Annotated in this window: 10 protein-coding genes; all 10 read right to left on the bottom strand. The window is 41.8% G+C overall.

The genetic code is table 11. The features are described 5' to 3' along the window. Window positions 1-13 precede the first annotated feature (13 nt). The 10 genes from DDZ16_RS07825 to DDZ16_RS07780 all read right to left on the bottom strand — a co-directional run bounded on the left by DDZ16_RS07825 (window position 14) and on the right by DDZ16_RS07780 (window position 12,339). Window positions 14-1,303 carry a magnesium transporter CorA family protein gene (locus DDZ16_RS07825; protein WP_109263899.1) on the bottom strand — a complete coding sequence of 430 codons (1,290 nt, stop codon included), beginning with the start codon at window positions 1,301-1,303 and terminating at the stop codon, window positions 14-16. Window positions 1,304-1,317: 14 nt separating this feature from the next. Further along, window positions 1,318-1,860 carry a hypothetical protein gene (locus DDZ16_RS07820; protein WP_109263898.1) on the bottom strand — a complete coding sequence of 181 codons (543 nt, stop codon included), beginning with the start codon at window positions 1,858-1,860 and terminating at the stop codon, window positions 1,318-1,320. A gap of 197 nt (window positions 1,861-2,057) precedes the next feature. Continuing rightward, a complete protein-coding gene (locus tag DDZ16_RS07815) occupies window positions 2,058-2,957 on the bottom strand; it encodes a nucleotidyltransferase family protein (protein ID WP_109263897.1) in 900 nt (299 codons plus the stop codon). Window positions 2,958-2,967: 10 nt separating this feature from the next. Beyond that, window positions 2,968-3,954 carry an N-acetylmuramoyl-L-alanine amidase family protein gene (locus tag DDZ16_RS07810; protein ID WP_109263896.1) on the bottom strand — a complete coding sequence of 329 codons (987 nt, stop codon included), beginning with the start codon at window positions 3,952-3,954 and terminating at the stop codon, window positions 2,968-2,970. 37 nt (window positions 3,955-3,991) lie between these two features. Continuing rightward, complete coding sequence (locus tag DDZ16_RS07805) at window positions 3,992-4,432, bottom strand: threonyl-tRNA synthetase editing domain-containing protein (RefSeq protein ID WP_109263895.1); 441 nt, start codon at window positions 4,430-4,432, stop codon at window positions 3,992-3,994. 364 nt (window positions 4,433-4,796) lie between these two features. Next, entirely contained in the window at window positions 4,797-6,491 is a 1,695-nt protein-coding gene (gene ftcD / locus DDZ16_RS07800; RefSeq protein ID WP_109263894.1) for a glutamate formimidoyltransferase, read from the bottom strand. Between the two features lie 70 nt (window positions 6,492-6,561). Then, a complete protein-coding gene (gene hutI / locus DDZ16_RS07795) occupies window positions 6,562-7,809 on the bottom strand; it encodes an imidazolonepropionase (RefSeq protein WP_109263893.1) in 1,248 nt (415 codons plus the stop codon). 256 nt (window positions 7,810-8,065) lie between these two features. Then, window positions 8,066-9,328, bottom strand: a complete 1,263-nt coding sequence (locus DDZ16_RS07790) for an adenylosuccinate synthase (protein ID WP_109263892.1) — start codon at window positions 9,326-9,328, stop codon at window positions 8,066-8,068. Window positions 9,329-9,464: 136 nt separating this feature from the next. Then, on the bottom strand, window positions 9,465-9,944 hold the full coding sequence (locus tag DDZ16_RS07785; protein ID WP_109263891.1) for a Fur family transcriptional regulator: 480 nt from the start codon (window positions 9,942-9,944) through the stop codon (window positions 9,465-9,467). Between the two features lie 163 nt (window positions 9,945-10,107). Then, complete coding sequence (locus DDZ16_RS07780) at window positions 10,108-12,339, bottom strand: RelA/SpoT family protein (RefSeq protein WP_109263890.1); 2,232 nt, start codon at window positions 12,337-12,339, stop codon at window positions 10,108-10,110. Between the last annotated feature and the right edge of the window lie 47 nt (window positions 12,340-12,386).

Below are 12,386 nucleotides of genomic sequence, written 5' to 3'. Positions count from 1 at the left end.
TTTGTGCCTTTAGTTATTCATGTCTTTTGGATGGTCTTTTTAACAAAGAGAACCGATATTCTTTCACCATTTTCCGCAGGTAAATTAACACAAACAAGGTAAATGGAATTATAAACAAAGCTACCAACCCCCATTGTTCAAATGAGAAATTCATGATTTCGGCAATACTAAATGCTGAAATTACGGTTAAAATCAAAAGAACAAGGTTGAGTTGCATGTTGTCCTTGGTCATGATCAGCTCCAGCTTGTTTTCCATTTCATCATTGATAACACCTACTTCAGAAGAAAGTTGAAGAACAGTGCTTTCCCGATTCTCCGCTTTTTCCAATTCGTGAGCGAAATTTTGACTGATGAATTCGATAAGTGGGTCTGAAGCATTTATTGATTCCTTAAATTTATGGTGAAGATCTTTTATTTCGTACCTCAGCTTATTTTCAAAAACTTCGGTATGGGACAAAACATCATTGATTTCACAAATTTTCTGATGGTTGTTCTTCAAGTCGATGTAACTGCCCCTTTGTAAATTTTGGCGAATAAGCTCAAGTTGCCTTCTCAGAGCCCATAAATGGGAATGCATTCGTTGTGCTGTTTTTTGGCAAACCTGTGTGAACATTAACTGTCTGAAAAGTTCCACCATCTCTTTTGTTGGGGTACCAATAATTAAACACCCTGCCATTCCTGCAAAAATATGGCAATCATTAGTCGTTGTATGAAAAACCACCCAATCGGTAATGACCTCAATTTCGGACTGAAAATTCTCAAGGACTTCACTTGAACTCAGGGTTTGCAGTTCTTTTTGTTCTCCTATTGTTACTGAATATGTATGGAATTTGTTGCGGAGATTGTTGATGCTTTTTTCATTGTAGATGCCTGCCACCAGAGACTTTTGAACATCTGTGAGAATGGGAAATACATAATCGGAAAACCCATCGGACAGCTTGCCGGTTAAAACTTTTATGTCCTCGGCCCTTAGTTTGGTTTCAAGGGTAATGCCAAGTCCCGTAAGCCCGTTTTTATAGATGCTTAATCCATATTGATTCGAGTTGTCTGTACTTGATTGAACATTGGCTTTCAAAAATCCGGTAAATTCAAAGTCTACGGGAACCAGAAAAATTCCATGATGATCCATGCGGATTGTCCCGTTGGAAAGATCAGTTATTTCTCCAATACTTCCAAATTCTGTTGGAGCTGAGTATCTTTTATGGGCTCCCACAAATCGGTTAAGTGCTTCCATATCGCTTCGGCCAAAGGGAAGCCAGGCCGAAGAAATGATGGTAGGGTTATCAAAGGAAAGTTGTTGCATCTTTCTGTTTTTGGTTAAATGAAGGCCGGCTTAAACGGATGACTTACAGGTTGGTTTGGGTTAAACAGGAAACCTTTAACCTCGAATCCGGATTTTTTACAATGCTTGCAAATCAATTGCGGGCCATTGTCTTTAAGATCAATGCTGTACAATTTTCCACAACCACATGTAAGGTGTTTTTTTATTTTTTGAGCATGTTCGGTTTTCTCAAATCCGATACTCTTTAAAAAATCAAAACCGCTCTGTGTACATTGGTGAGCATTCATGTCCCGGTAGTTTTGGGCGCGCAGGCGTGCCCTGCTTAAAAAGCCGTTATTTCTGACCGCATTAACATCCGTCATGAATTTTTTATCTTCCCAAAGAAAACGTCTGGTGTCTTTATAGTCGTATATCAGCAGATGTTCTCTGTAATCAGGGAAGATGTTTTGCTTCATTAAATAGAAGAAAATGACCAGGGCCCCGGTATATTGCAAGTATTTGACCTCCGAAAATGAACTATACAGAGAATATACGTACAATATGCTTTGTTGATCCTGGTCAGGTTTTTGCTCTTTCATGGTTTAAAATACTCCGTTAAACTTACACAATATAGTCGTAATCAACTGTTTGTAGATATCTGCTGGTTTAGGCTAATGCCCAGGCTTTCAGTGTTGTGAGATTTGTCTTACCTGACTGCCGTCAGGCAGGCATCTCATATCTATCCCGAAGCATCGGGACTAACGATCTATTAGGTTTAAAGAGTTGGTTTAAATTTTTATTCCCACAATTTTTCAGGATAAACACCTTTTTTTATGAGACTGTTGAGACTTTCCAAAACAACTGGTTTGTCTTCTTTGTAAGTGACGCCAAACCATTTTGAATCGGTGTCAATAACTTTAGTGGATACTTTCCCGGCTTTTATGAGCTCATCGGCGCACGCATTAAAGTAATATTCCGATTTCATTTCTGTGCCTTTAGCTTTCAGAAATTCAATGAACCCGCTTTCCAGATGAGTGAAAAATGAAGGTTTAAAAATCCAGAAGTTCATAGACACAGGTTCTTTGCCGGTCAGCCGGGTTTTGCTATCCCCTTCGTAATAAAAGATTTCGTTATTTTCCCATCCGATTTTGGTACGTTCCGTGATATCTTTCAGATTGCCTTGTTCATCTGTTTCACAAACGCCCCTTGAAACAGTTCCGTTTTCAGAAAGCGTGTTCTGAAGGGGATAACCAATCATGGCATATTTGTTTTCATCGGGCTGTGTTTTTATGAAATCTGCAGCACTTTGGTAGGCTTCCTTGCCATAAAAATCATCAGCATTAACAATGGCAAAGGGCTCATTAATGGCATCCTTAGCCATCAGCATAGCATGACCGGTACCCCAGGGTTTTTCACGACCATCAGGAACCGAAAAGCCTTTGGGCAGATAGTCCAGTTCCTGAAAAACATATTCAGTTTCTATTTTGCCTTTTAAACGGCTTTCAAAGCGCTCTTTGAAGGCATCAGCAAAAGAATGACGAATGACAAATACCACTTTTCCAAACCCTGCCCGAATGGCATCGTAAACTGAATAATCTATAATGGATTCTCCGTTGGGACCAAGTTCGTCCATTTGTTTTAGTCCGCCATAGCGGCTTCCCATACCTGCTGCAAGAATTAATAATGTTGGCTTCATGTGAATTGAATTATTTTTTGTTGTTTGAGTTATTAAAATCATCAATAATACCCTCGCTTAACCAATTGGCAAGGGCCTGCCGGTTGTTCTCCACAATGAACCGCTGTTGGTCGCGGAAGTTACGAATGTTTCCCAGTTCCACAAAAAGTGTAACGGGGTTGGTTTTTCGAAGCATGTAGAGGTTTCGGTCAGTAACCGTTCCTGAAAATCCTCTCAGGGGCTGATGTTTTGCATAATTTTTTCGAAATCGCTCTCTGACATTTTCTGCCATTTTTTCTCCGTTTTTGCTTCGCTTGTGGTGGTAAAAGAAAACATCCAGCTGTTTTTTCTGACTTCTGCTGTCAAGGTGAACTACAATACATCTGAGGTATTTTCTTTTGTGCTCCCGGGCGATTTGGTTGACCGCTTTGGCCCGTTGCTTCAGTCGGTCTATTTGTTCAAGGGGAATGGGCAAATTAAGGCAGGTTTCGGATTTGTCGGGGATGAGGTGTGAATCATTTCGAATGCCGTTTTTTTCATCCTGAATGATCATATGCACATCTGCACCCCTGCTCATTAAGTTTCGGGCCAGCCGCAAGGTAATGTCATAGGCGTATTCGTCTTCATAAAGATCATTTTTTCCGTAATGACCTATGGCCCCGGGATCGGGCCCTCCGTGGCCGGCCACCAGAATGATGGTTGCATCTTTAAGGTCCGGATTTTCAACTTCTACAGTTTCGTAATCTTTACCAAACAGCGGTTCTGTGAGCGTGTAAGTAGTAGCAGGAAGAAGGTATGTTTCATGTAAATAAAGCCCTCCGTTTTCGTCAAATCTGCCCTTGTTCAAATTCCGGAATTCTTCCATGAATTCTTTAGGGTTTACATTGTTTCGTGACAAGAATCCCCAGGCACCTTCCCCCTTATTTGGACTGGCCGACGGATTAGTGATAGGCGGTGCCTGACCATAAACAAAACTTCCGCAAAGAAATATGTATAATAAAATTATTAAACCTCTCATTACTCCGGCATTTACCCTACAAAAATAAGAGACTTTTTTACAAATCACCCCAAACCCGTGCCATTGAAAAACCCGGCGCTTCCATATCCAGATCAAGAAAGAAGCCAAAGGGGGTTTGTGAGGCAGTGTAACTTACGTTGTTTAAGCGGGTTTGAGTAGCGCTGAAGAGATTTGCAGTAAATTCTAAAGTGGCTTTTGAGGCTGATAAATGAGCGAATGAATGCAACACGATATTCTCAGTGTTGTTTTTACGCGCAACCCATTTTAAGTGATTGGCAAGTTTTTTCTCCCTGCTTTTCAGGTCTTTCTCTTCATCCTCAGCTTCTACCTGAATAAAGGCCGTAATACAATCTTTGTGCTCTCCTTTATGCTCAATTTGTTTTTTGTCGGGATAGAAAATTGAGAGTTCTTCATCACTAAGGTTTTGTTCAGAGGTTGTATAAGCAAATCGTTTGGTATAGAATACGAGTACTTTCATGATTTTATGGATAATTTGAAGTTTTTGTTCTGACCAAATTTATTAAGATTTGTTTAAAACCAAGAATCTTATTGATGTTTAGGATTGTTTAGAGTGGTGTTAAATGACACAGAGTGACGATAGAAAGCTATTGGGGCCTGGTAAATATAACTGAAAAGAGTGCCGTAAGTGCGAAATAATTATCTCATCCTCTCTCCCCCTTGTTTCCAACGAGGGGTTATTAATCTGTCGTCTGCGACGATAATTGTCTTTGAAAATATTTTTATTTTGAAAAATATCCACCTTTTTCATCAAAGACGAGAGTTTGCCCCCCCCTCGTTACAAACGATGGGGAGAGAGGATGAGGTTGAAAAGCACTCTCCGGCTACTCAATTTTTGAATTTACCACCTTCATTATTTCCTGTTCCTCGGCCAACGCTTTCTCTTCTAGCTCCTTAGCCTCACTGGTTAATTCTTCAGCCAACGCTTTGTCGGAAAGACCTGCTGCATTTATTTGAACATTCAGCATGGCCCCCCTGACCGCTGCTCTGGCACAAAGAGCACCCACACCTGCATCACTTATCGAATTGGGATTTCCTTTTTCTGCCATATTCCGAAGTAAATCAAAGCTCCGGTAAGCGGTTTTCATAACTTGCAGGGGCACCTGTGTTGCATAAAGCGTGGCATCCTGAATGGCCCTGGTTCTGTTGGCTTTTTCCTCCTCGTTACTTTTGGGCAATCCAAATGCATCCATGATTTTATTAAAAGCCCGGGTGTCTTCATCCACCAGCTTAAGAAGTTCACGTTGAATTTCCATGCCTTTTTCAGCTTCGTTCGAGAACTCTTCCCATCGGTCATCCCACCCGCGTTTATGAGACGAGAGATTGGCCACCATTGTTCCTAGTGAAGCTCCCAGGGCTCCGGTATAGGCTGCAATAGATCCGCCGCCGGGTGCAGGAGATTCTGAGGCGGTTTCATTGGCAAAGCCGGTAAGAGACATGTCGGTAAGTTTCTTTTTACTTTTGTCTCTCAATATGTATTCAATGATTTTTTTATCCGGATCGAAGGGGTAAAGTTCATCCAGTCCCATTGATTTTACAGCGATGCGTATGAGCTCCTCTTGGGGTAAACCGGTTGATCGCCTTTGCTTTCTAAGGAAATATTTTCCGGCATCAATCATAGCCTTCAACGGAACAACTCCCACCAATTCTGAGCCGGTTACCCTTAAACCCCGGGATGCAGCCCGGTCGGCTGTAACATCAAAGGCTTTATGTAACGGGGTGACTGAAATATCTGTAAGATTCATTGATATTTGGGCGATGCCATATTCTTCAATAAACCACCCGATGCCTTTTACCGATTTCAGAAGTCCGGGTTCATATACTTTATTTCCTTCATCATCTGTAACAATCTTCCCGGTGATGGGGTTTCCTTCCCTTTTTACACGGCCTCTTTCTCTCACATCAAATGCAACCGAATTGGACCGGCGCACAGAGGTGGTATTGAGGTTGACATTGTAAGCAATCAGGAAATTTCGCGCACCTACAGCTGTGGCGCCCGTTTCGGCAGTGTTGTGGTTCCATACTGAAGGACCAAAGTCCGGTTTCCATTCACGTGTGGTCAGGCGTTTTTCCAGTGCTTCATATTCACCTTCGCGACAGTTGGCAAGGTTTTTCCTTTTGTCTTCATAGGCAGCAAACTCATAACAGTAAACCGGGATTTCCAGTTCTTCTCCAATTCTTCTTCCCAGTTCACGTGCCAACTCTGCAGTCTCTTCCATGGAAATGCCTGATACCGGCACCAACGGACATACATCAGTGGCACCAAACCGGGGATGGGCCCCTTTGTGGTTTCTCATGTCAATTAATTCACGGGCTTTTTTTACAGCTCTGAACGCCGCTTCCAGAACAGGTTCCGGCTTTCCCACAAACGTGACAACCGTTCTGTTGGTAGCTTGTCCGGGGTCCACGTCCACAAGTTGGATGCCTTTTACTGATTCAATTTCATCAGTTATCTGACGGATGATGTCCATGTCACGTCCCTCGCTGAAATTGGGGACACATTCTATGAGTTGTTGCATTATTGTTGATTTAAGTTTTTATTCAAAAATTGGATTTGATCTCTTGTTGTTGTAAGCTGTTGACTATAAGTTATCCACTATAAACAATCCTTCCGTTAAGGATGGTCATTTCCACCTTGTTTTCACCATATGCATAAGGAATATATTCGACAGACGGAATAGGTTTGGTGATAATAAGGTTCGCTTTTTTGCCGGGGGTAATGGTTCCCAGTTCATGCTGAAGTCCCATTGCATAAGCGCCGTTTATGGTGACGGCATTAATGGTTTCTTCGGGCAGCATTTTATATAAAATACTTCCCATGGAGATGATTAATTGCATATTTCCTGAAGGAGAGGAGCCGGGGTTAAAATCGGTCGCCAGTGTGAGCGGCAGACCAGCATCAATTATTTCACGGGCAGGCGCATATTTGAGGTTCAGGAAGAAGGCAGCACCGGGAAGAATTACCGGCATGGTATCTGAGTCTTTCAAGGCCTTTATTTCTTCATCACCGGTAAATTCAAGGTGATCGACTGAAAGAGCATTGTATTTTACACCGGTTTGAATTCCGCCTGAAAAGTCCAGTTCGTTGGCATGTATTTTTGGACGAAGTCCATACTTTTGAGCTGCCTCAAGAATTCTGCTGGTCTGATCAACAGAGAAAAACCCGCGATCACAAAAAACATCTACAAAATCAGCCAGGTTCTCTTTTCCAACTTCCGGTAGCATTTCATTGATGACTAAATCAACATATTTATCAGGGTTGCTTTTGAATTCCGGAGGGACGGCATGTGCGCCCAAAAATGTGGAGCGAATGGTTACAGGGCTTTCTTCTTTTAGTTTTTTGATAACTCTGAGCATCTTTAATTCTGACTCGGTATTAAGTCCGTAACCGCTCTTTATTTCCACAGCCCCTGTGCCGTAACTCATTATTTCTTTAAGGCGTTTTGATGCATCATTGTACAATTGCTCTTCAGATGCTTCCTGCATTCTTTTGGCTGAATTGAGGATGCCACCGCCTCTTTTTGCGATCTCTTCGTAACTAAGACCTTTTATCTTATCGGTATATTCAATTTCCCGTGTTTCAGGGAAAACAAGGTGCGTGTGAGAATCGCACCAGGCAGGAAGGACAAATCTTCCAGAGGCATCCATTACCTCGGCATCGCTAATTGACGGAATTTGGTCCATTGGGCCAAATTCTGAAATCTTATGGTCTGCGATTAATAAATAAGCGTTATCAATTGATGATAACTGCTTCATTTGTTTCCCTGCCACTTTTTGAGGGGCAGACTGGCTTGCTGAGACCAGTTTTTTTATGTTTTTTATCAGAAGAGGTTTCATTTCGTATCTTTTTTCTGATTAAGGTTTGGCATAATCAGATTAAACATTTTGACATGATTAAAGATACAAAATTCGGATGTTTAATATGATGTTGTCGTGCCTGAGTTTGCTCATGTTTTGGATGAGGACCAAAAAAAGCCGCCGGAAATTTTCCGGCGGCTGAAATTTAAGTGTAGTATTCTTTTGAAAGCTTTAGACATCTGTTTTTAAAGCCCTCTTAAATCTAATGTCTAAGGATCTAATTGTCTAAAATATTCTATTCCCTCACGATGGTTTGTTCGCGATCGGGGCCAACAGAAACAATGGTAATCGGTACTTCCAGCTCATCCTCCAGATACTGGATGTAATCGTTAAGCTCTTGGGGGAATTCCTCTTCCGATTTAAGGGCGGTTAAGTCACAATTCCAGCCTGGCATTTCTTTGTAAACGGGCTCCAGATTTTCCGGAAGCTCAAACGGGAATTCTTCTGTTACTGTATCTCCCATCTTATAAGCCGTGGCGATTTTAATGGTTTCAAAACATCCCAAAACATCACCTTTCATCATGATCAGTTTGGTTACGCCGTTTACCATTACGCTGTATTTCAATGCAACCAGGTCAAGCCAGCCACATCGGCGCGGGCGTCCGGTGGTACTTCCAAATTCATGGCCATGCTCACGCATTTTATCACCATCTTCATCAAACAGTTCGGTGGGGAATGGGCCTGATCCAACCCTTGTGCAGTAGGCTTTAAAGATGCCATATACTTCACCAATTTTTCGGGGCGATATGCCCATTCCAATACAGGCACCGGCACATACAGTGTTGGAGGAAGTGACATAAGGATATGAGCCAAAGTCGATGTCAAGCAAAGTCCCCTGGGCACCCTCTGCCAGAATGGATTTGTCACCTTTCAGATAGCGGTTGAGTTCATGCTCGCTGTCTATAAGCGTAAATTCCCTGAGCGCTTCAATGCCTTCTTTCAGGCCTTCTTCGTATTCTGCAAGGTTATATTCAAAGCCGTACATTTTAATGAGTTGCTCGTGCTTTTCTTTCAGAGCGGCATATTTTTCTTCAAAATTGGAAAGAATGTCACCTACACGGATTCCATTTCTTCCGGTTTTATCCATGTATGTAGGGCCGATTCCTTTGAGCGTAGAACCTATCTTTGTTTTGCCTTTTGAGGCTTCTGATGCTGCATCCAATATCCTGTGCGTTGGAAGGATCAAATGTGCCTTTTTGGAAATAAACAGGTTGTCTTTCAAGTCGAAGCCCTGAGCTTTAAGACCGTCAATCTCTTTTTTGAAAGTAATGGGGTCCAGAACTACGCCATTTCCGATTACATTGACCTTATCTCCCTGGAATATTCCGGATGGAATATTGTGAAGAACAAATTTTTTATTGTCAAACTCGAGAGTATGGCCTGCATTGGGTCCACCCTGGAAGCGGGTAATAACATCATAGTCGGGGGTTAGTACATCTACCACTTTTCCTTTCCCTTCGTCGCCCCATTGCAATCCTAATAGAACATCAACCTTCATTATTTCCAATTGTTTGATTTTGTTTGTATTAATGTCTGTTGTTCCAGACTTAAGCGCAATAAAAATCGGAAGGCCTACCAGTTAGGTCGACATTCCGATGCGTAAAAGTAATGATTTTTGGCAGTATAACCTCAATTTATGAGGATTTTTTGCCTTTGCTTTTATTTAGTTTTTCACGGCAATCTTTGCAAGTCCCGTAAACATACAGCGAGTGATGGGTAACCTGAAAGTCTAAATTATTAGCAGCATTGTCCAGTACTATTTGAATGCTTGGGTCGCAAAACTCGGTCACCTTACCACAGTTTGTACATATCAGGTGATCGTGTTGTTTGGATTCAAATGCCTTTTCAAATTGAGCAATGTTTTTTCCAAACTGGTGCTTAATGACAAGTTTACAGTCAAGTAGAAGATCTATAGTGTTATAGAGCGTTGCGCGACTAACCCTGTAATTCTTGTTTTTCATGAAAATATAGAGCGATTCAATGTCGAAATGACCATCACGCGAATATATTTCATCAAGAATGGCATATCGCTCAGGTGTCTTGCGGTGCCCGTTTTTCTGCAGGTATTCTGTAAATATTTGTTTGACCGTTTCTTTGTTTGAAGGCCTGTTCATAATTAACTCCAAATTAAAATAATGATAACTGAATCATTTACAGGCAAAGTTAAAAAAAATTATTTAGAATAAAACCAAATTGAATTAAGGAATAAAAAGAGGTAAAGAAGGTCATGAATATTACGGAGAAATGAAACCTGAAGGCAATTCGTAGAATCAGTTTCTACGAATTGCTGTGAATACGTTCCTGTCTGGTAACATTATGAAGACCTTTTATTTTCACCAAATTGAAAATAAGGTTATTGAGGTCTTCCGTGTTGTGGATGTACAGATAAATGGTTCCTTCAAAAATGCCATCGTGACTTTCCACGTGGATGGAACGCATATTGACGGTCTGATCATCTGAGATGACTTTGGTGATTTTACTCACAATGCCAATCTGATCAATACCCGATAAGTTTATGACAGCCAGGAAGGAAAGGATTTTGTGCGATTCCCATTCAGCTGAAACAATTCGATTGCCCTGGCTTGACATCAGACGTATTGCCACGGGGCATTTTCTGCTGTGAAGGATCAGCTTATCATCCTGATCCAGATACCCGACCACATCGTCGCCCGGAATGGGGTTGCAACAGGGAGCGATGATGTATTGCTCTGCATCCATGTCGTCTGAGACCACCATCTGTGTTTTTTTGCTGTCTTTGCCGATTTTTTTCTTTCCAAAGACTTTTTCGCTGCCCTTTCCGAATGAGAGACGCCAATAGCGTATCCATTTGTTTTCAGTTTTGTCGCTTAATATCTTATTTAAATTTTCAAGATTAATAACGTTCTTACCAATCTTGAAATACAGCTCTTCTTTGGTGGGCAGGTTATAGTGTTTTTGAAGCTTTTTAAGAATTTTGGAATTGGTGGTAAGTTTTGTCTCATTCAAGGCTTCCTCCAGTTTCTGTTCTCCCCTTTGGATAATGGCTTTACGCTCTTTTTTGAAAGCATCTTTAATTCTTGTTTTGGCCTTTGCCGTGGTGACAAAGGTTATCCAGTCGTACTTAGGGGTCTGTTTCTCAGAGGTGAGAATTTCAACCTGATCACCACTTTTAAGTTCGTAGCTTAAGGGAACCAGTTTGTAATTGACTTTAGCGCCAATACATTTGTATCCCAGTTCGGTATGGATTTCAAACGCCAGATCCAGCGCTGTGGCACCTTTGGGCATAACTTTAACATCCCCTTTTGGGGTGAAAATCATGATCTCCTGACTGAACAGGTTTAATTTGAAATCGTCCAGAAATTCCAGTGAGTCCGAGTCAGGATTGTCCAGAACATCTCGAATTTGTTGTAACCAGTTGTCCAGCTCAGACTCTTTTTCATTAGATCCTTTGTATTTCCAGTGTGCAGCAAATCCCTTTTCAGCGATTTCATCCATTCGGTCGGTGCGAATCTGTATCTCTATCCAATTGCCTTCGGGGCCCATAACCGTAGCATGCAGGGCTTCATATCCATTGGCTTTAGGAGTACTTACCCAGTCACGCAGACGGTCGGGCTTAGGTCTGTAAATGTCTGTAATCAGCGAATAGATTGTCCAGCATTGTGCTTTCTCGGGAATACCTTGTTTGGGTTTAAAAACAATGCGTATGGCAAGCAGATCATAAATTTCCTCAAAAGGGACCTGTTTCCTCTGCATCTTTCGCCAAATGGAATAGATCGATTTTGGCCGTCCTTTGATGTCAAATTCATATCCCTCACTGGAAAGCCGCTCAATGATCGGCAACGAAAACCGCGTGATAAGATGCTGGGTTTTATTTTGATACTCTGTGAGTTTAGAGGTTATTTCGTTGAATACTTTTGGGTGTTCATATTTCAAAGACAGATCTTCGAGTTCCGACTTTATAGAATATAGTCCCAAACGGTGGGCAAGAGGGGCATACAGGTAAAGCGTTTCTCCAGCGATTTTAAGTCGTTTATGCTCCGGCATTGAGTCCAATGTGCGCATATTGTGCAGTCGATCGGCCAATTTAATTAAAATGACACGGATGTCTTCCACCATGGTAAGCAAAAGCTTACGAAAATTCTCTGCCTGTTTTGATTTGGTCTGGTCAAAGACCCCTTCCAGTTTAGTGAGTCCGTCTACAATATCGGCCACTTTACCCCCAAATATCCCTTCAATATCTTCAAGAGTGTAGTCGGTATCTTCAACAACATCATGCAGCAAAGCTGCTGCTACTCCTTTGGAGCCCAGTCCTATTTCATCAGCAACAATACGTGCCACTGCCAGGGGGTGTAAAATGTATAATTCCCCCGACTTTCGCCGGACATCCCTGTGTGCTTCAAAGGCAAGGTCAAAAGCTTTGTGAACCAGTTTTTTGCCCTCGGCAGTCTGGCAACGGGGACATAAGTCCAATAGCTCTTTGAAGGATTGATTAACCTGTTGCTCTTCTGTTATCTTTGATGCTTCGCTCATGCTGTCAATTTACCTGTGCCCTAAATTAATGATAAAGATAAGAAATT

Origin of the sequence: Marinilabilia rubra (assembly GCF_003121985.1) — a bacterium.
GTDB lineage: Bacteria > Bacteroidota > Bacteroidia > Bacteroidales > Marinilabiliaceae > Marinilabilia > Marinilabilia rubra.
The sequence above is the reverse complement of the archived record's forward strand: the minus strand, read 5'-3'. Positions and strand labels throughout refer to the sequence as shown.